Below are 25,579 nucleotides of genomic sequence, written 5' to 3'. Positions count from 1 at the left end.
TTATCGCCCTTTCCAGACAGGATCGCGCTTTTCGGAAAAGGCCCGCGCGCCCTCTAACTGGTCTTCGGAACGATAAAGCCTCTCAACCGTCGCAAACTGGCTCTTGGTGATCCGGTTCATCGCATCCTGGAACTTCATATCTTCGGCCTCGCGCACGATTTCCTTGATGGCGGCAAAGACCAGCGGCGGGCCTTTGGCCAATTGCTGCGCCATCGCGCGGGCCTCTGCCATCAGATCATCGGCAGGCAAAATGCGGTTCACGAGGCCCCATCGGGCGGCCTCTTCGGCATCGATCCAACGACCGGTAAACAGCATCTCCATGGCGATATGGTAGGGAATGCGCTTTGGCAGCTTGATCGAGGCCGCATCGGCAACCGTCCCCGACCGAATTTCCGGCAGCGCGAAACTGGCGTGGCTAGCGGCAAGGATAATGTCAGCGCTCAGGGCCAACTCCAACCCACCACCGCAGGCAATCCCGTTCACCGCCGCGATCACTGGCTTGTTCAACCCCCGTAGTTCCTGCAAGCCGCCAAAGCCGCCTTTGCCGTAGTCCCCGTCCACTGCGTCGCCTTCGGCAGCGGCTTTCAAGTCCCATCCGGGGCAAAAGAATTTCTCGCCCGCGCCGGTGATAATCGCCACCCGCAAGCTGTCGTCATCGCGGAAGTCGGTGAAGACCTCGCCCATAGCGCGACTGGTCGCAAGATCGATCGCATTGGCTTTGGGTCGGTCCAGAACGACCTCAAGCACAGCGCCATTGCGAGTGGTTTTCAAAGGGGATGTCATGTGGCCTCTCCCAGCCGGATCAACGCATCCACTGCCACTGCACCAGACGGACAGCACAGCAGCGGATTGATTTCTACTTCTTGCACCTGCGCCGCGTGAGCGGTCACGAAACTCTGGACCGAGAGGACAGCCTCCACAACAAAGCCGATATCCGCGGCACGACGCCCCCGATACCCAAACAGCAGCGGTACGGCGCGCAAGCTGGCCAAGGCATCGCGGATGTCCCCCTCGGTCACAGGCAACAGCAATGACACCGTATCCGCAAGGATTTCGGTTAGGACACCACCTGCCCCAAGGGTCAGGACAAACCCATGGGCCGGATCACAGACCACACCAATCAGCAGTTCGGCCACGGCATCATCGATCATCTCTTCGACGAGGAAGCGATCGCAAGGCATCGCCTTTGCCGCCTCCAACACCGCTTGGGAACTGGATAGGCCGACCGCCACAGCACCAGCCTCGGTCTTATGCGCAATTCCAAGGCCCTTCAGGACAACCGGAAAGCCGATTTCAGTGGCTATCCGAGCGGCCTCCTCTCCCGAATGCGCAAGTGCATTGCGCGGCACACTCAGACCAAAACGCGCAAGCAGAGCCTTTGCCTGTCCCTCATCCAGCGTCTGCGCCGGTGATGCCACGTTTGGCATCAAAAGCGGCTCTGAATTGGGCGCTGCAACAGCTGCAGAGGCCGCGATGGCCTTTAGCCCGTCGGCCATCCCGCAAAGGGGGATCACACCGGCCTTTATCGCCTTCACGGCAACAGCTTCGGGCATCCCTTCCGGCATCGAGGCCAAAAGCGCCATGGGCTTGCCCGTCTCCAACCGCGTTTCGGCCACAGCATTCAAAACCAACTGCCATTCAGGGGCGTCGAACCGGTCTTGCCTTGGAAAGTCCAGCACCACGCAGCCAAGCGCCAGATCACCCTGCATCATAGCGCTAAAACAGCCGGTCAGTGCCGCCTGATCGCCCCAGATATATGTGTGATAATCCAGCGGGTTCGCCAGCGCCACCTTAGGCCCCAAGGCCGTGCGCAAGGCCGCAGCTTGTGCCTGCCCCAAAGGCGGATATTCCACTCCAAGCGCCTGCCCGAGATCGGCCATCAGCGAAGCCTCGCCCCCCGAACAAGACATCGAGGCGATGCGGCGCGATGCCAAGCCGCCCGTCAAATGCAGGATCTTCAGGGTCTCAAGCAAGGTCGCGGGGCTATCGACTATGGCAAAGCCCAACCGCGCCATCAGTGCCCGCGCCCCCGCATCGCTGCCCGCGAGGGACGCGGTGTGGGAGACAGTAGCAGTGCGCGCCTGCTCAGAGGCGCCAACTTTCATCACAACGACCGGCTTGCCAAGGCGGTGGGCCGTGGCGGCCAGTGCCTCATAGGCGCGCAGATCGCTGATGCCTTCGATATGCAGCCCCAGCCCCGTGACCCTTGGATCGGCCAGCAGCGCCTCACCGATCTGCGCCATACCGGTTTGCGCCTGATTGCCCACGGTCACCGCGTAGGCGATGGGCAGACCCCGCACCTGCATGGTCAGGTTGATCGCCACGTTCGACGATTGCCCCACGATAGCAACCCCGCTGTCGCATCGGGTCATCCCATGCACGTCAGGCCACAGCGCGGCACCGTCCAGCGCATTCACATAGCCATAGCAGTTGGGCCCCAAAATCGGCATTTGCCCTGCAGCGTCTACCAGAGCCTCTTGCAGATCGTTGCCGTCCGCCATCTCTCCCAAGGCTTCGCGAAAGCCGGACGCAAAGCACACCGCGCCACCCGCACCCATTGCCGAGAGGCAACGTACCACGTCAACAGTCGCGCTTCGGTTCACACCGACAAAGGCGGCGTCCGGCGCCATTGGCAAATGATCAAGGTCTTGGAATGCCGGCACCCCCGCGATCTCTGGGCGCGAGGGATGCACCGGCCAAAGCTGGCCCGTAAAGCCGATCCGTTGGCATTCTCGGATCACATTGGCGCACCACGTGCCGCCGCCAATTACCGCGATGGAACGCGGTTGGAAAAGGCGCTGCACCTCAGGCCCCCAAGGGTCGGAACAGATCGCGGCTGATGATATGCCGCTGGATTTCGCTGGTCCCGTCCCAGATCCGTTCCACCCGCGCATCGCGCCAGAACCGCTCGATCGGGAAATCGTCCATCAGCCCCATGCCCCCATGTATCTGTAAGGTCGCATCAGTCACCCGCGCCAGCATCTCCGAGGCGTAAAGCTTTGCGCTGGCGATCTCTCGGTTCGCCTCAAAGCCCTGATCCAGCCGCCATGCGCCCGAGAGGGTCAACAAATCGGCGGCGTCAATCTCGGTGATCATGTCGGCAATCTGGAAACTGACCCCTTGGAATTTGGCGATGGCCTGACCGAACTGCTTGCGCTCTGCCGCATAGCTGAGGGCATGATCGAAGCAACGTCGCGCGCGCCCCACGCAGAACGCGGCCACCGTTAGACGGGTCGCATAGAGCCACGTGTTCATGACCGCGAAACCGCCGTCCACCTCGCCCAGAACCTGCGCATCCGGCAGGCGGCAGTTGTCGAAATAGAGCACATAATTCTTGTAGCCCCGATGCGAGACCGAGGCATAACCATCGCGCACCTCAAACCCCGGCGTGCCGCGATCCACCAGAAAACAGGTGATCCTCTTCTTCGGCCCTTTAGGAGTTTCATCCACACCTGTTGCTACAAAGACGATAAAGAAATCAGCATGTTCCGCGCCAGAGATAAAGTGCTTTGAGCCATTGATGACCCAATCGCCACCATCCCGCCGCGCCGAACATTTCATGCCCCGCACGTCCGAGCCCGCATCGGGTTCGGTCATCGCCAGCGCATCCATCTTTTCGCCGCGCACCGCAGGCAGCAGATAACGTTCGCGCTGATCGCCTGCGCAGGCCATCAGGATATTCTGGGGGCGGCCAAAGAAATGGGTCAATGCCATCGATCCGCGACCCAACTCTCGTTCAACCAGAGTGAAATCCAGATGAGAAAGCCCCGCACCGCCCACCTCTTCGGGAAAGTTGCAGGCGTAAAACCCCAGATCGATGACCTTCCGCTTTATCTCTTGGCCCAGTTCGAACGGCACCTGACCAGTACGCTCAACCATCGCCTCATGCGGATAGATTTCGTTCTCGACGAAGGACCGCACTGTGCTGACGATCATCTCTTGCTCATCGCTCAATCCGAAGTGCATCGATCTCTCCCCTTGTGGATAACAGGTAGAGTGCGGCAGAGTTCACCATCACATCATGCAGTTTTCGGCCAATTTCATGCAGATTTGGAAATCTTCTGACGCAACGCGCACTGTCGGCATCCTGCTGTTCGATGCCTTTTCCAACCTGTGCCTTGCCAACGCGGTCGAGCCGCTGCGGGCTGCGAACACCCTGTCGGGCAAGCCCCTTTATCGCTGGTCCTTCTTAAGTCTGGACGGAGACGGGGTGGTGTCCTCTAGCGGGCTGCCGGTCCAACCTCATGCGGCTTTGGGCCATGAGAGGGGCGACTACCTGTTTGTCATGCCCAGCTACCGCTTCAAGACCCACGCGACCTCTGCCTGCCACCTTGGCCTACGGGCGGCGCGGTCGCGGTACCGGACCCTTGTGGGCATGGATATGGGTAGTTGGCTGCTGGCCTCATCTGGCTTGTTGGACGGACACACCGCCACCATCCACTGGGACGAACTGGTCCACTTTGCCGAAACCTTCCCCGCTGTTCACGTCACCGAAGACCGCTTTGTTCTGGACAGTCCGATCATGTCCTGCGGCGGGGCCACCACAACGTTTGAACTGGTCCTGAAGTTGATCGAGCAACACCACGGCCCGATGCTGGCCCTAGAGGTTAGCGCCTTGTTCATGTTCGGTGAGAAAGCCAGTTGGTTTGACCCCCAGATGAAGGCGACTCGCGCGGGCAAATTGCGGATGGCAGCGGCGCTGATGCGGCGAAATATCGAAGTGCCGGTCGCAATCCCCGACCTCGCGCAGAGGATCGGCCTGCCAGAAAAATCCCTCTCGAAACTCTGCAACGAAGCCTACGGTTTTGGCCCCGCTCGGCTTTACCAAGCCATCCGCCTGCGCGAGGCCCGCAGGCTGTGCCTGAACACCGGCTTTTCAGTCGAAGAGATCAGTGCCCGCTGCGGCTACCTCAATGCCAGCGCCCTAACACGGGCGTTCAAGAAGGAATTCGGCATCGCCCCAAGAGAACTGCGCATTACAGAGCGAGAGGTCAAATAACCGCACAATGGGCGCTCTTCGCGGGAAAACCCAAAGAATTTGCGCTAGATCATTGAAATGCCGCCCATCATATTCAATATTTGGAATTCCAAACCTTAGAGGATATGATGCGCGCGTTCTTGTTTTCCCTAGGGCTGGCCTGCGCAAGCACCGCCGCCTTTGCCGAGTCGTTCACGATAACCGCAACCCCTGTGACCGAGTGGAAATCGGTCTTCGGACAGATCGAAACCCGTGACAGGGTTCCTGCCCGTGCGCGGATCAACGGCACTCTGCAGACACTTGAGGTCTCGGAAGGGGATATGGTCACCGCAGGCCAACAGATCGCCGTGATCACCGACACAAAGATCGACTTTCAGATCTCGGCGCTGGATGCTCGCCTTGAGGCACAACAGGCCCGTTTGGACACCGCTCAGGCGGATCTTGATCGCGGCACGGCGCTGAAAGAACGGGGCGTGATCTCGAACCAGCAACTGGATGCGCTGCAAACGGCGGTTGATGTGCTTAACGGCGAGATTTCCGCAATTTCCGCCGAACGTCTGGTGTTGGAACGCCAGATTGAAGAAGGACAGGTATTGGCCCCCGATGCGGGCGTGGTGCTGGATGTGCCAGTGGCCCGTGGCTCGGTCATTGGTGCTGGCGAAAGCGTGGCGGTGATCGGCGGCGGCGGTAGCTATCTGCGCCTCTCGATCCCCGAACGCCATGCCGAGGCCCTGCAAACCGGCGACAGCATCGAAATCGCCCGCGCGGACGGCACAATCACCGGCACGCTGGCCAAGGTCTATCCCCTGATCGAAGGCGGACGGGTTGAGGCCGACGTTGAGGTTCAGGGCCTTGATGACCGCTTTGTCGGTCGCCGAGTGCAGGTACGCCTGCCCGTGGCCGAACGTCAGGCCCTTTTGGTACCCGCTGCCGCTTTGCACCAGGAGGCCGGGTTGGACTATGTGACGGTCCAGACCGCCCAAGGGCCCGTGCATCAGGTGGTGATCCCCGGTGACGTGATCGGCAGCGGCGATGCGGCCATGGTGGAAATCGTCACGGGCCTCAGTGCCGGTGAAACGCTGGTGATCGCTGATGAGTAATGAACACATCCAATCAGGGGCGCTGGGACTGGCGGGCAATTTGACCCGTGCATTCCTGAAATCCCCTTTGACACCGCTGATCTTGATGGCCTCGCTGGCGGTTGGCCTCATTGCCTTGATGAACCTGCCCCGTGAGGAAGAGCCGCAAATCTCGGTCCCGCTGGTGGATATCTTTGTAGATGCCAGCGGCTTGCGGGCCGAGGACGCACTGAAACTGATCACCGAGCCTTTGGAGACTATCGTCAAAGGCATCGATCAGGTCGAACATGTCTATTCCGACACCCGCGATGACAGCGTCATGGTTACTGCCCGTTTCGATGTGGGCGTTTCCGCGGACACTGCGATCTTGCGCGTGCGTGACCGTATTCTGGCCAATCTGGACCGGATCCCCGTTGGCATTCCCCAACCTCTTGTAGTGGGACGCGGGATCAACGACGTGGCGATTGTCTCGCTGACCTTCAGCCCTGCCGAAGGTTTTGCCGACGTGACCGCAGCCGATCTGACCCGCATCGCCAAAGAGGTCGAGGTGCATCTGGCCAGCATCCAGAACGTGGGTCTGACCTATTTGATCGGCGGCACGGAAGAGGCCCTGCGCGTAGCTCCGATCCCTGAAAAGCTGGCACTTTATGGCGTGACCTTGCAGCAATTGGTGGGCAAGGTTCAGGGTGCCAATAGCGCCGCGCCTGGTGGCCTGATCCGTGATGAAGGCCAGCAAGTCAGCCTGATCGTGGGCCAGACCCTGACCACCCCCGATGAAATCGGCAATCTGGAACTGACCGCCCGCGATGGCCGGACTGTCTATGTGCGTGATGTGGCCGAGGTGGGCTTTGTCTCAAACCTTGACGACGCCTATGTCAGCACCCTCAGCAAAGCCGAAGACGGTACCGTTAGCCGCGCCCCCGCTGTGACCTTGGCGCTGGCCAAACGCGCAGGTGCCAATGCGGTGACCGTGGCCGAAGAGGTGCTGCACTCGGTCGAGGCGATGGAGGGCAAGCTGATCCCCCATTCTGTCAAGGTCGAAGTCACCCGCGACTATGGTGAAACCGCCGATGAAAAGGCCAATGAGCTGATCTTCCACCTTGCTTTGGCGACCGTCTCAATCGTGGCGCTGGTGTTTTTCACAATCGGCTGGCGCGAGGCGATTGTGGTTGCCATCGTGATCCCTGTCACCATCCTGCTGACGCTCTTTGCGGCCTATATGATGGGCTATACGCTGAACCGCGTCTCGCTGTTTGCACTGATCTTTTCCATCGGCATTCTGGTGGATGATGCCATTGTGGTGATCGAAAATATCGCCCGCCACTGGGGCATGCAGAAGGAAGGACAAAGCCGGTTTGGCGCGACCGTCGCCGCGGTGGCAGAGGTCGGCAACCCTACCATCGTCGCCACACTGACCGTGGTCGTGGCCCTGTTACCGATGCTGTTCGTTTCAGGCCTGATGGGCCCTTACATGAGCCCCATTCCCGCCAATGCCTCGGCCGCGATGATCTTTTCGTTCTTTGTGGCGGTGATCATCACCCCTTGGCTGATGTTCAAGATCGCCGGACGGGCCAGCCTGCACCATGACGATCACGGCACACCCGGTGGCCGCATGGGCCGGATGTATGCCCGCATCGCCCGCCCGCTGCTGGCTGGCAAAGGGCGCAGCGCGGTGTTTCTGATGATCGTGGTGGTGTTGTCCTTCGGCTCGCTTGGGATGCTTTATACCAAGGACGTAACGGTCAAACTGCTGCCCTTCGACAACAAATCCGAACTCTCGGTGATGATCGATCTGCCCGAAGGCAGCAGCGTCGAGGCAACCGACGCCATCGCGCAGCGGGTCGCTGCCATTGCGCTGGACCTGCCAGAGGTGGTCAGCCTGCAGACCCATGCGGGCACAGCCTCGGCCTTCAACTTCAACGGTCTGGTGCGTCACTACTACCTGCGCCAAAACCCTGAAATGGGCGAGGTGCAATTGAACCTGCTGCCCAAGACAGACCGCGATCGTACCAGCCACGATATCGCGCTGGACCTGCGCAAACGGCTTGAGGCGATCGACATGCCCGAAGGCACTATCCTGAAAACGGTCGAGCCCCCTCCCGGCCCGCCGGTCATCGCCACGCTGCTGGCCGAAATCTATGGCCCCGATGGGGAAACCCGTCGTGCGGTGGCTGAAAAGGTGCGCGCGGCCTTCGAAGAAGTGCCCTTTATCGTCGACACCGACGACAACTATGGCACCCAAGCCCGCCGCTTGCGGGCTGAACTGAAGCCCTCGGACCTTGAGTTCTACAATGTCCAAGAGGCCGACGCCCTGCAAACCCTGCAACTGCTGAACGGGTCCAGCACCGTGGGCTACTCCCACCGCGGCGAAGGTCGCCCGCCGATCCCGATCGTGGTGACCCGTGATCGCGGAGACCGTGTGATGGACGCCGAGGCTCTGTCCACACCCGTTCCCGCCAACGCTCTGCCCGGCGGGCGCGGCGTGGTGGAGCTTGGCGATGTGGTGGCCCTGTCGGAAGAAAGCGCGTCTTTCCCGATCTTCCGCCACAACGGGCAAGAGGCGGTGATGGTCATGGCCGAACTGGCTGGTGACTTTGAAGCGCCCCTTTACGGAATGCTGGAAGTTGCCGCCAAACTGGACGCGATGGACTGGCCCGAAGGCACCAAGCCCCAGATCAGCATGAACGGCCAGCCCCACAATCCCGAAACGCCTGTTCTGCTTTGGGACGGCGAATGGGAGGTCACATGGGTCACCTTCCGCGACATGGGGGCCGCCTTTGCCATCGCGCTTTTAGGCATCTACGTGCTGGTTGTGGCGCAGTTCGGCAGCTTCCGTCTGCCGCTGGTGATCCTGACGCCGGTGCCGCTGACCTTCCTTGGTATCATGGTCGGTCATTGGCTGTTCGGCGCGCCGTTCTCGGCTACCTCGATGATCGGCTTTATCGCATTGGCGGGCATCATCGTGCGCAACTCGATCCTCTTGGTGGACTTTATCCGCCACGCAGACCCCGAGGGCCGCGTGACCGTGGATGTGCTGATCGAGGCAGGCGCCACCCGTTTCAAACCGATCCTGCTGACTGCGTTGGCGGCCATGATCGGGGCGGCGGTGATCCTTGTGGACCCGATCTTTCAGGGTCTGGCGATTTCGCTGCTGTTTGGACTGCTGTCGTCCACTGCACTGACGGTGCTGGTGATTCCGGCCATCTACCGGATCGCCAAGACCTGATTGAACACCAAAGGGCGCATGCATCCCGTGCGCCCTTTGTCCTTTCGAACGGCCCAGACCCTTTGAAATCTGCCATTCTAAAGAAGAGACCCGACGTCTCTGAAAGCCATGTTGCGTCAATCGGTCGCCTCATGCATGCTCCGCGCCATGGAGTTCATCGACTATCAGCATAACTACTGGTTGCTTGCGATTGCGTTTCTGGTGGCTCTGGTCGCCGGCGCGACGGGCCTTTCCCTAACCAAAGATCTGTCTAAAAAGACTGTCCTTCAACGCAAACTGTCGGTGGCCTTGGCGGGGATCACATTGGGCGGCGGCATCTGGTCGATGCACTTCGTGGCCATGCTTGGCCTGCAAATGCCGATCCTGTTCTATTATGATGCGGCGGTGACGCTGGTCTCGGCGCTGATCGCGATCCTAATCGTCACGATGGCACTGTTGCTGCTGCATTTCACCAAACGCACCCACGTTACGATCTTTGCCGCAGGAGTTCTGGTGGGGGTCGGCGTTCTGACCATGCATTACGTGGGCATGGCAGGCATGCAACTGTGCCGTCCTGTTTATACGGCCTTTGGCGTAATCAGCTCATCGGTGCTGGCGATTGGCCTGTGCATTCTGGCCTTCGGGATCGCCTATGGCAGCCGGACCAACCGGAACATCCTTATCGGGACCATCTGTTTTGGCGTGGCAGTCACAGCGGTCCATAGCCTAGCGATGACCAGCACCAATTTCATCGCTGAAGCTGCGACCCAAGAGATCGGCCCCCTGATTAGCAATGAGGTCATGGCCATCGGCGTGATCCTTAGCAGCTTTGTGATCTTTGGCGCCTTTCTCTGGGTGGGCTCGACCATGCTGGTACCAAATGAGATCGCCCCATCCCCCGCCCCGCAAGAGGCTGCAATCGACGCAGCACCAGCAGCGCTGACCCAAAAGCCGAAAGCCCCCGCAGCGCCCCTCTGGCTGCCCTGCGAAAAGGACGGCGGCAAGGTGCGCGTCCCCGCAACAGACATCGCATTCGTCCGCGCTGACGGTCACTACACGCAGGTCTACACGTCCAACGGACGCTTTTACTGCGTCTGGCCGATCACCGAAGCCACCAAGCGCCTGCTGCCCGAAGGCTTTATCAAGGTGCACCGCAGCTATCTGGTCAATCCGGGCAAAGTCGCCCGTTTTGAGCGCAGCAAAGACAAGGGCCGATGCTCATTCGCGGTGACCGGATTGCCGGACGTGCCAGTCAGCCGCTCTCACCTTAAAGATGCAGAAGACGTTTTCGCCTGAACCCGTGCAAGTGGCGGCGCAATTCGTGCAGAGAACGGCGCATTTCGTGCAAAATGCGCGAAAATAAAGCGATTTCTAAAGCCTGGCGCCCTGCCTCGGCGCAGCCTCCCGACAAGCCAGACTGATTGCTTAGGGAGGAGAGGCAATGATTCCAGCAGCCTTCGAATACCACCGTCCAAAGGACATGGCGGGTGTTCTAGCCGTGCTGACCCAGTACGGAGACGATGCCCGCGTGATGGCGGGTGGTCACAGCCTGATACCGATGATGAAGCTGCGCATGGCGGATGTGCCTCACCTGATCGACCTGCAAAGCGTCGAGGGTCTTGGCGGCATTTCCGTGGCCGATGGCGTCGTTCGCCTAGGTGCCATGGTCACGCAGCACGATATCATCGACAGTGCAGAGCTTGCCAGCGCCGCGCCGATCCTGCGCGAAACATCGCTGCAGATCGCCGACCCGCAGGTGCGCTACATGGGCACTATCGGCGGCAACGTGGCAAACGGTGATCCGGGCAACGACATGCCGGGCCTGATGCAGTGCCTTGATGCGACCTTCCATCTGGTTGGTCCTGATGGCGAACGGACCGTCGCAGCGCGTGACTTCTACGAAAGCGCGTACATGACCGCCCGCGAGGACGACGAAGTGCTGACTGCCGTCAGCTTTGCCGTACCCCAAGGCGGCTATGGCTATGTGAAGCAAAAACGCAAGATCGGTGACTATGCCACCGCCGCTGCCGCCGTGCAGCTGGTGAAAGAGAACGGCGTTTGCACCGCAGCCTCGATCGCGATGACCAACCTTAGCGACACGCCGGTCCATTCGGTTGCCGCAGGCGATGCACTAGTGGGCACATCGGTTGATGACGCAGCGATCAAGGCCGCCGTGCAGGCCATGTTGGGCGATATTGACCCCGCACAGGACAACCGTGGCCCCGTGGAGTTCAAGCGCCACGCCGCCAGCGTCATCCTGCGCCGCACCATTGAACGCGCTTGGTCCCGCGCCTGACGCCATCGCTCTGATCCATGATCGCGCGCAGCCTTTGGCCGCGCGGTCGCGCACCCAAATTCGAGAGATAACCCATGTCCAAGAAAATGCACATCACGCTCAAGGTGAACGGCGAGGAACAAGAATTTCTGGCCGAACCGCGCGAGCTTTTGATCCACACCCTGCGCGAACGTCTGGGGATCACCGGGCCGCACATCGGCTGTGAAACCTCCCACTGCGGTGCCTGCACCGTCACGCTGAACGGCAAATCGGTGAAATCCTGCACCGTCTTTGTTGCGCAAGCCGATGGCGCCGACATCACCACCATCGAGGGCCTTGGCAGCCCCGACAACCTGCACGTCCTGCAAACGGCGTTCAAAGAACATCACGGCCTTCAGTGCGGGTTTTGCACACCTGGCATGATCACCCGCGCCTCGAAGCTGCTGGAAGAAAACCCCAACCCCACCGAAGAAGAAGTCCGCTTCGGCATGGCAGGCAACATTTGCCGCTGCACCGGCTACCAGAACATCGTGAAATCCATCCTCGCCGCCGCGGCAGAGATGAACGCAGTCAAGGAGGCGGCAGAATGAAAGACGAAGTCACAACCCGTGAAAGCCGCGTTGATGCTCTGGGCGGCATGGGCTGCAAGCGCAAGCGCGTGGAAGACGCCCGCTTTACCCAAGGCAAGGGCAACTATGTAGACGACATCAAGCTGAAGGGTATGCTGTTCGGGGACTTTGTCCGCTCGCCCTATGCCCATGCGCGGATCAAGTCGATTGATACCTCTGCGGCACTGGCGCTGGACGGGGTGATTGCGGTTCTGACCGCCGAGGATCTGCGCCCTCTGGGTCTGCACTGGATGCCGACCCTTGCTGGCGACAAACAGATGGTGCTGGCCGACGGCAAGGTTCTGTTCCAAGGGCAAGAGGTGGCCTATGTGGTCGCCAAGGATCGATATATCGCTGCCGACGCGGTCGAGCTAGTCGAGGTGGATTACGAAGAACTGCCCGTCATCGTCGATCCCTTTGAAGCCCTGAAATCCGACGTGGTTCTGCGCGAGGATCTGGTGGCCGAAGACGGCAGCCTGCCCGATGGCGCCCACGGCCCCCGCAAGCATCACAACCACATCTTCACCTGGGAAGTGGGCGAGAAGGAAGCTACCACGCAGGTTCTCGACAGCGCCGAGGTCGTCGCAGAAGAGACCGTTTATTACCACCGTACCCACCCCTGCCCGCTGGAAACCTGCGGCTGCGTGGCCTCGATGGATAAGGTGAACGGCAAGCTGACCCTATGGGGCACTTTCCAGGCACCGCACGCAATCCGTACCGTGGTCAGCCTGATCTCGGGGATTGAAGAGCATAACATCCGCGTCATTTCCCCCGATATCGGCGGCGGCTTTGGCAACAAAGTGGGCGCTTATCCGGGCTATGTCTGTTCGGTCGTGGCATCCATCGTGACTGGTGTGCCGGTCAAGTGGATCGAAGACCGGATGGAAAACCTGATGACCACCGCGTTTGCCCGCGATTACTGGATGACAGGCAAGATCAGCGCCACCAAAGAGGGCAAGATCACCGGTCTTCAGTGTCACGTGACCGCGGACCACGGCGGCTTTGACGCATGCGCGGACCCCACCAAATTCCCCGCCGGTTTCATGAACATCTGCACAGGTTCCTATGACATCCCCACCGCCTATCTGGCCGTGGACGGGGTCTACACCAACAAGGCACCGGGGGGCGTCTCTTATCGCTGCTCGTTCCGCGTAACCGAGGCCGTCTATTTCATCGAAAGGATGATCGAGGTTCTGGCGATTGAGCTGAACATGGACGCGGCCGAGCTGCGCCGGATCAACTTTATCCGCAAGGACCAATTCCCCTACAAAGCCGCCCTTGGCTGGGAATATGACAGCGGCGACTATCACACCGCTTGGGACAAGGCGATGAAGGCCGTGGACTATGACGGGCTGCGCGCCGAACAGGCCCAGCGAGTCGAGGACTTCAAGGCTGGCAAAACCCGCAAGCTAATGGGCATCGGCCTGACCCACTTTACCGAGATCGTCGGTGCGGGTCCGGTGAAGAACTGCGACATCCTTGGGCTTGGCATGTTCGACAGCTGCGAAATTCGCATCCACCCCACCGGATCGGCCATCGCACGTCTAGGCACCATCAGTCAGGGTCAGGGCCACGCCACGACCTTTGCGCAGATCCTTGCCACAGAAATCGGCCTGCCCGCAGACAGCATCACGATCGAAGAAGGCGACACCGACACCGCGCCCTACGGGCTTGGTACATATGGTTCGCGCTCGACACCGGTTGCAGGGGCGGCCACCGCGCTGGCAGGACGCAAAATCCGTGCGAAAGCGCAGATGATCGCGGCCTACCTGCTAGAGGTCCACGACGACGACGTGGAATTCGACGTTGATCGCTTTGTGGTCAAAGGCGCGCCCGAAAAGTTCAAGACTATGAAAGAGATCGCCTTTGCGGCCTATAATCAGGCCATTCCGGGGATCGAGCCGGGTCTTGAAGCGGTCAGCTACTATGATCCGCCCAACATGACCTACCCCTTCGGCGCTTACGTCTGCGTGATGGACATCGACGTGGACACGGGCGAAGTGGACATCCGCCGCTTCTACGCGCTGGACGACTGCGGCACACGCATCAACCCGATGATCATCGAAGGACAGGTTCACGGCGGTCTGACCGAGGCGCTGGCCGTCGCACTGGGCCAAGAGATTGCCTATGACGAGATGGGTAACGTGAAGACCGGCACGCTGATGGACTTTTTCCTGCCCACCGCGTGGGAGGTTCCGAACTATGAGACCGACCACACCGTCACCCCCTCGCCGCACCACCCCATCGGTGCGAAGGGTGTGGGCGAAAGCCCCCATGTGGGCGGCGTGCCCTGCTTCTCGAACGCAGTGAACGATGCCTTCCGGGCCTTTGGCCTGCGGCACACCCACATGCCCCACGATCACTGGCGGATATGGAAGACCGCCAACGAGTTGGGCCTGCACGGGTAAACCGGTTTCGGTGCGCGTAGCTGAGCGGCTCATGCGCGCCGATGGCTGGGGGAGGCAATGCCTCCCCCAGAACCCGAGTGAAGAATCTCAGACGACAAACGGCAAGAGGCTCTGATGAAGGACTTTCGTGAGCTACAAACATGCCTGAAAACCTTGGGCTATGTCGCCTCGGACGATCTGTCTGTGGCCATGCATCTGGCATTGAAACTGCAACGCCCCTTGCTGCTGGAAGGCGCCGCCGGTGTCGGCAAGACCGAAGTCGCCCGCGTTCTGGCCGCCGCCCGTGACACCAAGCTGATCCGCCTTCAGTGCTATGAGGGGCTGGATGCGGCCCAAGCCATCTATGAATGGAACTACCAGCGCCAGTTGCTGTCTATCCGCGCCGCCAGCGAGCGCGGCGAGGACACCAAAGGCATCGAAGAACGCATCTTCTCGCGCGATTATCTGCTGGAACGCCCCCTGTTGCAGGCGATCACCCAAGATACACCGCCCGTTCTGCTGATCGACGAAATTGACCGCGCGGATGAGGAATTCGAGGCCTTCCTGCTGGAAATGCTGGCCGAATACCAGATCACCGTGCCGGAACTTGGGACAATCACTGCGACCTCCAAGCCGGTGGTTATTCTGACCTCTAACGGAACACGCGATCTGTCAGACGCCCTGCGCCGCCGCTGCCTTTACGCCTATGTGGACTACCCCGACAAAGAGACCGAACTAGCCATCCTGACCACCCGCTGCGCGGGTATCGAGGCACGGCTGGCCGAGCAGGTCATCGGCTTTGTCCAAGCCCTGCGCAAAGAGGATCTGGAAAAGGTCCCCGGCATTGCCGAGACACTGGATTTCGCCGCTGCCCTCATGGGCCTCGGGATCAACGATCTGACCCGCGATCCGGCGGTTTTGCAGGCCACCCTGACGACGCTGCTAAAGACACAAGCGGACCGCGCGGCGATCTCGACCGAAGTGTCGCAACGCCTTGCGGGGAAAGCCGCATGAGCCGCGTCACCCGCTTTGCCGCCCGTGATCCGGGTGTCGCGGCCCGTATGGCAGGGTTTCTGGCGCATCTGCGTGAGAACGGCCTGCGCCTTGGTACGCAGGAAACCGAACTAGCCCTCTCTGCCCTGACCCAAGTTGAGGCCGCGCAACCGATGCTGGCCCGCGCCGCCCTTCGGGCTGTCTGCACAGGCTCAAAGGATGAGGCAGAACGGTTTGACGATCTGTTCGCGTCTTACTGGATGGACATGGGGCGTGTCCGGCAAAAGGTTGTTCACTCGCCGAAGGCGTCAAAAGGGGAGGACAGCGTGCATTCCTCGCGCCGGGCGCAAGGCGAAGACTCAGGCGGCACCGGCAATGCCACCGCGCCGGACGGCGGCGACGGCGAGGCAGAGCGTGACGGCACCGGCAAACTGATTGCCAGCCAGCTCAAAACCCTGTCAAAACGCGACCTGCGCGATCTGGTCACCCCCGAAGACATCGCAGCGGCCGAGGCCGTTGCCCGCCGCATGGGCCTTGCCCTGCGTGACAAACGCTCGCGTCGCAGGATCGCAGCCCGCAAAGGCGACCGGCTGCACTTCCGCAAAACCATCCGGCGCAGCCTCTCGACAGGTGGCGAGCCTCTGCGTCTTTTCCGCCGAAAGCGCCCCGAACGGGACCGCAAAATCGTGGCCCTTTGTGATGTGTCGGGGTCTATGGGCGTTTACGCGCAGGTCTTTTTGGCCTTCATCGCCGGCCTCATCCGCAGTGACAGCACAGCAGATGCCTACCTGTTTCACACCCGCCTTGTCCGCATCTCAGAGGCGCTGCGCGACCGCGACGCCATGCGGGCGATCGGGCGGATGTCCCTTATGGCGGACGGCTTTGGCGGCGGCTCGAAGATCGGGCACTGCCTTGGTCTTTTCGCAGAAACCTACGCCCGCCGTTTTGTGGATGGCCGCAGCGTCGTGATCATCCTGTCGGACGGCTATGACACCGCCAGCGCGGACCAGTTGGAACAGGCGATGGCCCGCCTGCGCAAGCGGGGCTGCCGCATTATCTGGCTGAACCCTCTGAAGGGCTGGAAAGACTACGAACCCGTTGCCGCAGGCATGGCTGCGGCCCTGCCCTACCTTGATCTATTTGAGCCTGCCAACACGCTGGCCGATCTGGCTGCGTTGGAACCGGAGTTAACCCGCTTATGACCTACGTCGATCTCATCTCGCGCGATATGGCCGACATGGCCGAAACCCTGCGCCTGCGGCAAGAGCCCTATGCCTTTGCCACCATTGTACGCACCGCCGGAACCACCTCGGCCAAGCCCGGTGCCAAGGCGATCATCGATGCGGAAGGCGCGATCATTCGCGGCTTTCTGGGCGGCGGCTGTGCGCGGGGGGCCGTTCGGCGGGCGGCACTGAAGGCGCTTGAGACCGGCGCGCCCTGTCTGATCTCGGTCACCCCCGAAGAGAACCTCAGCGAGCGCGGCCTTGCCGCCGGATCCGAGGTGGACGGGGTGACCTACGCCCGCAACGGCTGCCCATCGCGCGGCACCATCGACATCTTTATCGAACCGATCCTGCCCATGCCTGAACTTGTTGTCGTCGGCTCATCCCCTGTCGCGATGGCGCTGGCCGATCTGGCCCCACGCTTTCACTGGTCGGTCGAAACCGCCATCCACCCCCGCCCGAACGCTCCGCGCATGCAAGCCATTATCGTCGCCACCCAAGGCCAAGGGGACATGGATGCGCTGCAACAGGCGCTGGCATCAGCCGCCGGTTACATCGCCTTTGTCGGTAGCAGCAAGAAATACGCTGCCCTTGCCCCCAAGCTGGTCGCCGCCGGTGCGGATCAAGCGCGGGTCGATCAGGTCTCGGCGCCTGCGGGTCTCGATATCGGGGCGGTGACGCCCGAAGAGATCGCCCTGTCCATTCTGGCAGAGCTGATCCAGACGCGCCGCCGCTTTGACGGGAAGAACAGCTATGAATGATCTGCCCCCGCCTTGTAGCTTGACTCAGCCAGTGCACGACAGCTGCACGAACTTAGAGACACAAGCTACTGAAAAATATCAAAATTCGTGGATTAGTCGCGCACTGACCCGCGTGACCCTCAAACCCGATCACGCCGAGATACTGGCGAATATCAAGTTTCCCTGTTGCTGAAGAAAGGACCTTCCATGGAATTGACAGATGAAATCCGCATCGCGGCCCCCAAGCATGTGGTGTACGCAGCGCTTCAGGACCCAGATGTGCTTCGTCGTTGCATTCCCGGCTGTGAAGAGCTGACGAAAACCGATGACAACGCCTATGAAGCGGCAATTGTCCTTAAAATTGGGCCAGTTAAGGCGCGTTTTTCAGGTAATGTCGTGCTGGACACCACTGGCGGCCCAGATGCCATGTCCCTATCAGGGCAAGGCAATGGCGGCGCGGCCGGTCACGCCAAAGGCGGCGCGGACGTGACGCTGGAAGAAGTCGATGGCGAAACCATCCTGCGCTATGAGGCCAAAGCCGACATTGGCGGCAAGTTGGCACAACTTGGCAGCCGCCTGATCAAGGGCACCGCCACCAAGCTGGCAGGCATGTTCTTCAAATCCTTTGGCGAGATCGTCGAAGAAGCCCGCGCAGCCTAAAGCGTAAGCAGCCTTCTGACACCTCTTTCGTGCGAGACTTAATGCCGCCTTAGGGCGGCATCTTTTTATAACAACACCTTACAGATCTATCTTAAAGCTCTATTGATCAGATCGTGTGAAGGTACAGATCGTAATCCACATCCGAGATCGTCCGCGCTACCCGCGCATATTCCGCAGCTTTCACCGCCGTAAACGTGCGGTGCATGTCCTCGCCCAAAGCGTCTTTCAGGAACTCGGAAGACTTGGCTGCCTCGATCGCGGATTTCCAATCGCGGGGCATCGCGCTGTCGTCCGCGTCTTCGCTATAGCCATTGCCCTTGGTCTGCTCTCCGGGGTCCATGCGTTGTTCCAGCCCATAACGGATGCCTGCCAGAACAGTCGCCGCCACCAGATAGGGGTTCGCATCCACGCCCGAGGGACGGTGTTCGATCCGCCGCGCTTTCACGTCGCCAGCCGGAATGCGCAACGCCACCGAGCGGTTATTCACCCCCCAACTGGTTGAGACAGGCGCATAGCTTTGATTGGCAAATCGGCGCCACGAATTCAGGTGCGGCGCAAAGACCAGCATGGATTCAGCCATGGTCGACCGCAGCCCGCCAAGCGCGTGCAGCAGGGGCTGGGTCCAGCCCGCGTCCGGTTGCTCGGCAAAGATGTTCTGGCCAGCCTCATCCATCAAAGACACATGCAGGTGCATCCCCGATCCGGCATAATCGGCCACAGGCTTTGCCATGAAACAGGCAACCACCCCGTGGGCACGGGCCTGCGCCCGCACGATGCGTTTCAGACGGATCAGATCATCCGCCGCCTGCATCACATCTTCTCGGTAATGCAGGGTCAGCTCATACTGGCCCGGTGCATATTCCGAGATCATGGTTTCGGCCTTGATCCCCGCCTTTTCCGCCCCCGCGTAGATGTCAGAAAACAGCGGCAGCATCCCGTGCAGATGGTCTACGGAATAGACCTCGGTCTTACGGCTGAAACGCCCGTCCAGCACGTCAGAGGCAGGACGCACGTCGCCGTTTTCATCCCGCTTAGGGTCCAGCAAAAAGAACTCTAGCTCAAAGGCGGCGGCGGGCTTTAACCCCTGTGCGGCCAAGGCATCCACCTGCCGCTGCAACGCGTGCCGCGGGTCCGAGGTCATGGGCTGGCCGTCCAGCTCATACAGCGACATCAGAACCTCAGCGCGGGGCGGCGTGGTGTTGTGCAGCGCCTTCAGCGAGCCGGGGATCGGCCAAGCCCGCAGATCGCCGTCACCCTGATCCCAGATTAGACCGGTCTCATGGACGTCCTCGCCGCAGATATCCAGCCCAAGGATCGAGATCGGCATATGCCGGCCCGACTTGTACAGAGAAAGCAGTTCGTGGCGGCGGATGATCTTGCCGCGCCCGATGCCGTTGGAGTCATGCAAGATGATATCCACGGCTTCGATTTCAGGATGTGCGGCCAGAAAGGCCTCGGCTTCGGCAAGTGTCGCGCCCGAGGGGCAAGTGTCAGTCATAGGGTCCTCAGGCAAAAAGCTCGGTCAGGATTGAATCAAAGGCGGTGATCAGTCGATCAATCTGGCGCTTCTTGGTCACCGGACTAATCAGCATCATGTTGTGGAACGGCGCGATCAGGCAGCCGCGGTTCAAAAGGGCCGTGTGCAGGGTGGCCTCAACTGAAGGCATATGGGCGGCGGCGGCCTCGGTTCCGTTCTTTAGGGGGCCAGGGGCACAAATGAATTCGACCCGTGCGCCCACGCGGACCACATGCCAAGGAGCGCCATGTGCGGCGATCGCGCGCGCCAGTCCGCCTGCCAACCGCTTCGCCCCTTTTTCCATGCGGGCATAAGCCTTTGGCGTCATAACTTCAGACAGGGTCGCAGTCAGACAGGCGAATTGCATCGGATTGGCCGACAGGGTTGTCCCCATGCCCGAATGGCCCGAAGGACGGGCTTCATTGTAGCGGGCATATTGCGCGGCAACCTCGGGGCGCAGGCCCCAAACGGCCGTGGGCATCCCGCCTGCCACGCACTTTCCGACCACGAAAATATCCGGCTCTAACCCATGCACGCGGGTATAGCCGCCCAGACCGGACGAGATTGTGTGCGTCTCATCAATGATCAAAAGCGCGCCATATTTCGTGGCCAAGTCCCGCAGACCGGTGTGAAAGTCTGGGTCCGGCAGCACCATGCAGGAATTTGTCATCACGGGTTCGGTCAGGATGGCCGCGATCTGTCCGGTGGCTAGGGCTGCCTCAACGCTGCTCAGGTCATTGAACTCGGCGCAGGTGGCAAGGGTGGTCAGGTCGGTGACCTGCCCCGTCAGCCCTGCCCGCGTGACAGTCACGCCATCCTCCAAAGCGACCATCGCGTCATCTACAGTGCCGTGATAGCAGCCGTTAAAGACCAGCACCTTCGGCTTGCCGGTCACCGCCCGCGCGACACGCAGGGCAAAGCGGTTTGCGTCCGTTGCGGTGGTCGCGATCTGCCAGCGAAAGTCGCCGAACCGCTGGGTCAGCAGTTGACCCGCCGCCAATGCGGCTTGGGTTGGCAGCATATAGGTCAGCCCGTTTTGCGCCTGATCGCGGATGGCTTTGGAGACCGGTGCCGGAGAATGGCCGAACATCGAGCCCGTGTCCCCAAGACAGAAATCATCGATCTTGTTGCCATCCAGATCGCTCAGCTTTGCGCCCTTGGCTTTTGCAACCAGCATCGGGAACGGCATGGGCCAGTCCTTCATCCAATGCATGGGAACGCCATCCAGAAATGCCTCGGCCCCCGCATCCAGCGCGGCTCTGGTTTCAGGCCGTGCGGCAGCATAGGCCTCGGCCTCACGGGCGGCGATGGCCTGAAGGCGGGCACGGTCAATACCGGCAATGTGGTCTGCGCTGCTTGGCATCGCGTCTCTCCGTTGATCGTCACATTATTTGACACAATTTGATCAAATTAAAAGTGGAGAAATCGGATAAGCCTTTTGGACGCAGCGAACCACCCGCAAGCATGTGAAAAAGCGCGCAGCTCCTATTCAACTACCCTTTGGGTGATCGCCGTGCCGCCCGTCAAATCCGCAGGCGGGTACAGCACGATCTGATCACCCTCTGCCAGCCCTTCTTTCACTTCGGCCTCTTGTCCGTTGTCAAAGCCGATAGTGACACGGCGCATCTGCGCCGTGCCGTCATTGGCGACAAAAACCGCCCAATCTGGGCCTTCTCGGAACAGGGCACTAGAGGGAACCCTAAGCGCATCTTCGGCTGACCAGACCACGATCTGCGCCTCAACCGCAAAGCCGTGCCCCAGACCGATCCGGTCCTGCGGCGGGCTGGACAGATGGATTACCGCCGTCACCCGCTGCTCTTCCACCCCAAGGGCCGAGACCTTTGTCTCGCCATAGGGTTCAACGCGGATCACCTTGCCGGTCAGCGCCCCCTCGCCACCCCAGTTCACAATCTCGACCGGATCGCCGGTATGCACATTGATGGCATCGGATGAGATCAGTTCGACGACGACCTCTAGGTCCTGCTCCACATCGCCGATCACAAGAATGGGCGAGCCGACGGATAGGGTGGTTTCGTCCTGATGAATGACCTGCAAGACCACGCCACTGATGGGCGCATGGATAATCCGCGCCTGATCGGTATGGTCATTTTCATCATCGTAAAAATCCGGATCATTAAAGCCGATCAGCACGGCGCGGGCGCTGCGAACTTGGGCGTTTTGCTGTTCGATCGCAGCGGCGGCGGTGGCCAATTGGGCCTGCGCCGCGCGGGCGGCGCTTTGCGCCCGCTCCAAAGCGGCAGGGCTGGCGATGCCGCTGCCTGCCAGTCGGCTGGTGCGGTCCAGATCCGATTGCGCAAGATCCGCATCGGCGCGGGCGGCTTCCAGATTTGCCTCGGCCACATGCAAGGCGGCCTCTGCGGCCTCAACCGCAGCCAAGGCTTGCCCGCGGGTACGGATATCCAGCGCGGCGGGATTGGCAGGCAGCATCTGCGCCACAACTGTCACGCCCTGCTGAACCGGATCACCTGGCTGGACCTGAACCCGCAACAGCCGCCCATCGATGGGGGTCGAGATCACATAGGCATCGCGCACCCGCGTCTTGCCCTGCTCATCCACGGTCAGGCGCATTTCGCCGCGACTAACGTGTCCCAAGTCCACCATTGTCGCCCGAGGCCAGAAGGCAAATACCAATGCCGCACATACAAGGCAGGCAGCAATCGCAATAAGGACCGAGCGGGACAGTTTCTTGCGGGCCATGATTTAATCCCTCGATTTCAGGACAGACACGAGGTCCATCCGGTTCACGTCACGTGCGACCAGCAAGCCCGAAATGGCCGCGGCGCAAAGGATGAATGCCGCCGAAAACCCGTGGCTGAACGGGTCGAATGAGGCGGGTATCTGGTAAAGTTCAGAGCTAAACCCCCGCGCAATCGCGAAGGACAGACCATAGCCCGCCAGCGAGCCGACCGGCAGGGCAACCAGCGTGATCAGCCCCAACTCTCCCAGCAGGACAAACAGGGTTTCACTTTTGGAAAAGCCCATGACCCGAAGGGTGGCAAGGTCGCGGGCGCGTTCGTTCTGGGCAATGCGGGCGGCGTTGTAGACCACGCCAAAGGTGATGATAAAGGCCACGGCTCCCATGATATATCGGGCCGATCCCGCCCCCTGATCCATCAGTTTTTGCAGTGAGGCACGGGCGTTCTCTGCCACGCTGACACCGGCGACGGTGGGCATATCTTTCAGGCGCTGGTAGATCGCCTCGGCCCGTGCGGCATCAACGCGCAGATGGGCACCAGAAATGCGGTTCGGCTCGCTCATCGCACGGTTCAAAGCCTGCATCTGCATATAGGCCGGTGCGCCGATCAAGCTGCTGGCGACTTGGGTCACGGGCACCTCAAGCACCGGCTGGCGGCCTTCGCGGACATCAACGGTCAGCATATCCCCCGGCGCGGCGCCCAGAATATCGGCCAGCGCCTGACTAAGAACCAGCCCCTGATCGGGTAGATGGATAGGAGCCAGTTGATCATCAATCGCCCGCACCATCTGCGGGTCAAGGATCATACCCGAGACGCTGCCGCGATGTTCCTTGCGCCCCAACTTCAAGGTAGCGGCAACCTCGCGGAAGGGCTCGACCGCGATAACGCCAGGGATGCGTGCCAACTCATACGCGGCCTTCTCTCCCAAGGGGCTGTAGAAATAGACCGTCGCATCTGAACGGTCGATCACCGTAAAACTGAGGTTCATCATCCGGTCAAAAGCGCCATAGATCGTTGTCATGCCTGACGCTAAAGCCATGCCGCCCGCGATCCCCGCAGATAGCCCCAAAGCCCGCCAAGGAGACCGTGCAAGGCTGCGCAAAACGATCCGTGTAGGCTGATCCAGCAAGCGGCCCACAGCCCCCTTGAGACTGACGGTTTTCGAATAGTCTGCGGGCGCGGGCGGGCGCATCGCCTCGGACGGGGTCAGAGCAAAGATGCGCCGCAGCACAAAGACGCTGCCCGCCGAGGCCGACACGACACTGGCCAGCGCACCAATGGCAAAAGACGCGGGATCAGGCCGGAACACAAGGAAGGGGAAGTTGTAGAAGGTGGTGTAGATCGGGATCATCGCCCTGCCCGCCAGCACCCCCAGCAAACACCCCAATGCAGCCCCCGCAACCGCGATGATCAGTAGCAGCTTGGTGTAGTGAACGCCGACCTCTTTGTTCGTGTAGCCGAATGCCTTCAGTAAGCCGATCTCTTCCCGCTCGGCCTGCACGATGCGGCTGACGACGATGTACAGCAGAAAGGCCGCCACAGCGATGAACAGCGGCGGCACGGCGCGGGACATAGTTCTGAGGCCGCCGATCTCTTCGCTGACAAACCGGTCCGACACCAGATCACTGCGCCCGTAGGCCCCTGTCCCGCCCCAAGGCTTCAGAACACGATCGGCGGCATCGATCACCGCTTGTTCTGACGCGCCGTGGGTCAGGGTAAACAGCGCCTGATTGAAGGCGCCCGTCATGTCATAAACGCTGGCAAGGGACGAATGGCGCATCCAGATCACCCCGTAGCGGGCGGGGTCTGGTACCATCTCGCCAGCAGCGGCAACGAACAGATACTCGGGCGATTGGGCAAGGCCGACGATCCGGATGCGGCGCTGCGCCCCGTTCATCACCACATCGATCCGGTCGCCGATCTTATAGCCGTGGGCCGCTGCGAACCCCGATAGCAGCAGCGCCTCATCCCGATGGTTTTTGGCGGGTAGACGACCGGCGGTCAGGAAGACGATATTCTGGTCCTGAACACCGCTCTCGGGCAGTCCGACCGCTTGGGCCTGAATGGGAACCGGATCGCTTGGCACGTCGATCAGGGCGCTGCCCACCACTCTGCCCGAGACCCGCGCCACCCCCGGAATCGCGGCCAGTCGCCCAAGCACTGTTTCGGGGACACGAACGGCGGGCGCGATGACCTCGGCCAGTGCGTTCCGCTCATAATAGGTGCGCCGCGTTTCCGTGAGCGAGGCCACAAGCCCCGACATCATCACCTGCAACATCACCCCCGTCGCGATGACCAGAATGATGGCGATGGCCTGCGTCTTGATCCGCCACAGATCGCGCAGCATTTTGCGATCAAGGGGGCTCACCATTCGATCTCCGCCGGTGGCAGACGGGTCTTATTCACCTCGACCCGCCCGATTTGCCCGTCCACCAGCCGGATCACCCGATGGGCCATACCGGCGATATTCGCCGCATGGGTGACCATCAGAACCGTGGCGTTCAGCTCTGCATTCACCTGATCCAGAACCTCAAGAACCGCGCGTCCCGTGGCACTGTCCAATGCGCCGGTGGGTTCATCGCAGAACAGCACGTCCGGCTGCTTGGCGATGGCGCGGGCGATAGCGACGCGCTGCTGCTCGCCCCCTGAAAGCTGCGATGGGAAGTGATCCAGCCGGTGCGTCAGCCCCACAAGTTCTAGCGCCCGTTGCGCGGGCATGGGGTTTTCGGCAATCTCGGTCACCAGTTCCACATTCTCAAGGGCCGTGAGGCTTGGCATGAGGTTGTAGAACTGGAAAACAAAGCCCACGTGCATGCGCCGGAACTTGGTCAGCCCTTCGTCGGACAGGCAGCCCATATCGATATCGCGGAAACGGGCGGTGCCGCTGGTGGGCCGGTCAAGACCGCCAAGGATGTTCAAAAGCGTCGACTTGCCACTGCCCGAGGCACCAAGCATCACAACGATCTCGCCCTCGGGGATGTCCAGATCGACCCCACGCAGAGCATGGACCGTCGAACGCCCCTCGCCATAGCTTTTAGTGAGGCCGCGCGTGACAAAAGCTAGTCTGTCTTTGTGCTTCACCCTGCAACCACCCATGCGCCCTGCGCCGTCCCCCGACGAAGGGGAGCGCCTTTAAACCTACCCCGAGAGTGTCGCATTAGGGGCTGTGGGGCTACCTTGATTCATATCAGCTTGCGG

19 protein-coding genes are annotated in these 25,579 nt (G+C 60.9%); 11 read left to right on the top strand and 8 right to left on the bottom strand.

What is annotated here, in order from left to right; translation table 11 throughout:
* Genes CLV74_RS19120 through CLV74_RS19110 form a run of 3 tightly spaced genes read right to left on the bottom strand, consistent with a single transcriptional unit; the run spans position 1 to position 3,966 of the window.
* Positions 1–783, bottom strand: a complete 783-nt coding sequence (locus tag CLV74_RS19120) for a carnitinyl-CoA dehydratase (protein ID WP_106268008.1) — start codon at positions 781–783, stop codon at positions 1–3.
* Positions 780–2,804, bottom strand: a complete 2,025-nt coding sequence (locus CLV74_RS19115; RefSeq protein WP_245888617.1) for an acetate--CoA ligase family protein — start codon at positions 2,802–2,804, stop codon at positions 780–782. Before CLV74_RS19115 ends, CLV74_RS19120 begins: the two co-directional genes overlap by 4 nt.
* A gap of 1 nt (position 2,805) precedes the next feature.
* Positions 2,806–3,966 (bottom strand): acyl-CoA dehydrogenase family protein, encoded by a 1,161-nt coding sequence (locus CLV74_RS19110; RefSeq protein ID WP_106268004.1) that lies wholly within the window; start codon positions 3,964–3,966, stop codon positions 2,806–2,808.
* Positions 3,967–4,042: 76 nt separating this feature from the next.
* Between CLV74_RS19110 and CLV74_RS19105 the strand changes: the two genes are divergently transcribed.
* From CLV74_RS19105 to CLV74_RS19055, 11 genes are all read left to right on the top strand, one after another.
* On the top strand, positions 4,043–4,999 hold the full coding sequence (locus tag CLV74_RS19105) for a GlxA family transcriptional regulator (protein WP_106268050.1): 957 nt from the start codon (positions 4,043–4,045) through the stop codon (positions 4,997–4,999).
* A gap of 107 nt (positions 5,000–5,106) precedes the next feature.
* The gene (locus tag CLV74_RS19100) at positions 5,107–6,078 is read left to right on the top strand and encodes an efflux RND transporter periplasmic adaptor subunit (protein WP_245888616.1); all 972 of its coding nucleotides are present in this window, start codon (positions 5,107–5,109) and stop codon (positions 6,076–6,078) included.
* On the top strand, positions 6,071–9,283 hold the full coding sequence (locus CLV74_RS19095; protein ID WP_106267999.1) for an efflux RND transporter permease subunit: 3,213 nt from the start codon (positions 6,071–6,073) through the stop codon (positions 9,281–9,283). Before CLV74_RS19100 ends, CLV74_RS19095 begins: the two co-directional genes overlap by 8 nt.
* A gap of 135 nt (positions 9,284–9,418) precedes the next feature.
* On the top strand, positions 9,419–10,558 hold the full coding sequence (locus CLV74_RS19090) for an MHYT domain-containing protein (protein WP_245888615.1): 1,140 nt from the start codon (positions 9,419–9,421) through the stop codon (positions 10,556–10,558).
* Between the two features lie 145 nt (positions 10,559–10,703).
* Complete coding sequence (locus tag CLV74_RS19085; protein ID WP_106267997.1) at positions 10,704–11,558, top strand: FAD binding domain-containing protein; 855 nt, start codon at positions 10,704–10,706, stop codon at positions 11,556–11,558.
* 74 nt (positions 11,559–11,632) lie between these two features.
* Positions 11,633–12,127 carry a (2Fe-2S)-binding protein gene (locus CLV74_RS19080; protein WP_106267995.1) on the top strand — a complete coding sequence of 165 codons (495 nt, stop codon included), beginning with the start codon at positions 11,633–11,635 and terminating at the stop codon, positions 12,125–12,127.
* Complete coding sequence (locus CLV74_RS19075) at positions 12,124–14,553, top strand: aerobic carbon-monoxide dehydrogenase large subunit (RefSeq protein WP_106267992.1); 2,430 nt, start codon at positions 12,124–12,126, stop codon at positions 14,551–14,553. The genes CLV74_RS19080 and CLV74_RS19075 overlap by 4 nt, the downstream gene beginning before the upstream one ends.
* 114 nt (positions 14,554–14,667) lie before the next feature.
* The gene (locus tag CLV74_RS19070; protein ID WP_106267990.1) at positions 14,668–15,546 is read left to right on the top strand and encodes an AAA family ATPase; all 879 of its coding nucleotides are present in this window, start codon (positions 14,668–14,670) and stop codon (positions 15,544–15,546) included.
* Positions 15,543–16,727, top strand: coding sequence for a vWA domain-containing protein (locus CLV74_RS19065; RefSeq protein WP_106267988.1), 1,185 nt, complete (start codon positions 15,543–15,545; stop codon positions 16,725–16,727). The genes CLV74_RS19070 and CLV74_RS19065 overlap by 4 nt, the downstream gene beginning before the upstream one ends.
* Positions 16,724–17,509 carry an XdhC family protein gene (locus CLV74_RS19060; protein WP_106267986.1) on the top strand — a complete coding sequence of 262 codons (786 nt, stop codon included), beginning with the start codon at positions 16,724–16,726 and terminating at the stop codon, positions 17,507–17,509. The genes CLV74_RS19065 and CLV74_RS19060 overlap by 4 nt, the downstream gene beginning before the upstream one ends.
* Positions 17,510–17,695: 186 nt before the next feature.
* The gene (locus CLV74_RS19055; RefSeq protein ID WP_106267984.1) at positions 17,696–18,148 is read left to right on the top strand and encodes an SRPBCC family protein; all 453 of its coding nucleotides are present in this window, start codon (positions 17,696–17,698) and stop codon (positions 18,146–18,148) included.
* A gap of 106 nt (positions 18,149–18,254) precedes the next feature.
* Here the strand turns inward: CLV74_RS19055 and CLV74_RS19050 are convergent, their stop codons facing one another.
* From CLV74_RS19050 to CLV74_RS19030, 5 genes are all read right to left on the bottom strand, one after another.
* Positions 18,255–19,646 (bottom strand): glutamine synthetase family protein, encoded by a 1,392-nt coding sequence (locus CLV74_RS19050; protein ID WP_106267982.1) that lies wholly within the window; start codon positions 19,644–19,646, stop codon positions 18,255–18,257.
* A gap of 7 nt (positions 19,647–19,653) precedes the next feature.
* Complete coding sequence (locus CLV74_RS19045) at positions 19,654–21,027, bottom strand: aspartate aminotransferase family protein (protein ID WP_106267979.1); 1,374 nt, start codon at positions 21,025–21,027, stop codon at positions 19,654–19,656.
* Between the two features lie 122 nt (positions 21,028–21,149).
* Positions 21,150–22,382, bottom strand: coding sequence for an efflux RND transporter periplasmic adaptor subunit (locus tag CLV74_RS19040; RefSeq protein ID WP_106267977.1), 1,233 nt, complete (start codon positions 22,380–22,382; stop codon positions 21,150–21,152).
* Between the two features lie 3 nt (positions 22,383–22,385).
* Positions 22,386–24,752 (bottom strand): ABC transporter permease, encoded by a 2,367-nt coding sequence (locus CLV74_RS19035; protein WP_106267975.1) that lies wholly within the window; start codon positions 24,750–24,752, stop codon positions 22,386–22,388.
* Positions 24,746–25,462 (bottom strand): ABC transporter ATP-binding protein, encoded by a 717-nt coding sequence (locus CLV74_RS19030; RefSeq protein WP_245888614.1) that lies wholly within the window; start codon positions 25,460–25,462, stop codon positions 24,746–24,748. Before CLV74_RS19030 ends, CLV74_RS19035 begins: the two co-directional genes overlap by 7 nt.
* Positions 25,463–25,579: the final 117 nt, after the last annotated feature.

The sequence above is a fragment of the Donghicola tyrosinivorans genome, assembly GCF_003003355.1.
In the GTDB taxonomy this organism is placed as follows: domain Bacteria; phylum Pseudomonadota; class Alphaproteobacteria; order Rhodobacterales; family Rhodobacteraceae; genus Donghicola; species Donghicola tyrosinivorans.
The sequence above is the reverse complement of the archived record's forward strand: the minus strand, read 5'-3'. Positions and strand labels throughout refer to the sequence as shown.

Excerpts from the sequence above, each read along its gene's own strand:
- CLV74_RS19050 (WP_106267982.1), bottom strand. The coding sequence starts at position 19,646 with ATGACTGACACTTGCCCCTCGGGCGCGACACTTGCCGAAGCCGAGGCC.
- CLV74_RS19055 (WP_106267984.1), top strand. The coding sequence starts at position 17,696 with ATGGAATTGACAGATGAAATCCGCATCGCGGCCCCCAAGCATGTGGTG.
- CLV74_RS19065 (WP_106267988.1), top strand. The coding sequence starts at position 15,543 with ATGAGCCGCGTCACCCGCTTTGCCGCCCGTGATCCGGGTGTCGCGGCC.
- CLV74_RS19100 (WP_245888616.1), top strand. The coding sequence starts at position 5,107 with ATGCGCGCGTTCTTGTTTTCCCTAGGGCTGGCCTGCGCAAGCACCGCC.
- CLV74_RS19095 (WP_106267999.1), top strand. The coding sequence starts at position 6,071 with ATGAGTAATGAACACATCCAATCAGGGGCGCTGGGACTGGCGGGCAAT.
- CLV74_RS19070 (WP_106267990.1), top strand. The coding sequence starts at position 14,668 with ATGAAGGACTTTCGTGAGCTACAAACATGCCTGAAAACCTTGGGCTAT.
- CLV74_RS19085 (WP_106267997.1), top strand. The coding sequence starts at position 10,704 with ATGATTCCAGCAGCCTTCGAATACCACCGTCCAAAGGACATGGCGGGT.
- CLV74_RS19120 (WP_106268008.1), bottom strand. The coding sequence starts at position 783 with ATGACATCCCCTTTGAAAACCACTCGCAATGGCGCTGTGCTTGAGGTC.
- CLV74_RS19035 (WP_106267975.1), bottom strand. The coding sequence starts at position 24,752 with ATGGTGAGCCCCCTTGATCGCAAAATGCTGCGCGATCTGTGGCGGATC.
- CLV74_RS19075 (WP_106267992.1), top strand. The coding sequence starts at position 12,124 with ATGAAAGACGAAGTCACAACCCGTGAAAGCCGCGTTGATGCTCTGGGC.
- CLV74_RS19040 (WP_106267977.1), bottom strand. The coding sequence starts at position 22,382 with ATGGCCCGCAAGAAACTGTCCCGCTCGGTCCTTATTGCGATTGCTGCC.
- CLV74_RS19105 (WP_106268050.1), top strand. The coding sequence starts at position 4,043 with ATGCAGATTTGGAAATCTTCTGACGCAACGCGCACTGTCGGCATCCTG.
- CLV74_RS19045 (WP_106267979.1), bottom strand. The coding sequence starts at position 21,027 with ATGCCAAGCAGCGCAGACCACATTGCCGGTATTGACCGTGCCCGCCTT.
- CLV74_RS19110 (WP_106268004.1), bottom strand. The coding sequence starts at position 3,966 with ATGCACTTCGGATTGAGCGATGAGCAAGAGATGATCGTCAGCACAGTG.
- CLV74_RS19080 (WP_106267995.1), top strand. The coding sequence starts at position 11,633 with ATGTCCAAGAAAATGCACATCACGCTCAAGGTGAACGGCGAGGAACAA.
- CLV74_RS19090 (WP_245888615.1), top strand. The coding sequence starts at position 9,419 with ATGCTCCGCGCCATGGAGTTCATCGACTATCAGCATAACTACTGGTTG.
- CLV74_RS19060 (WP_106267986.1), top strand. The coding sequence starts at position 16,724 with ATGACCTACGTCGATCTCATCTCGCGCGATATGGCCGACATGGCCGAA.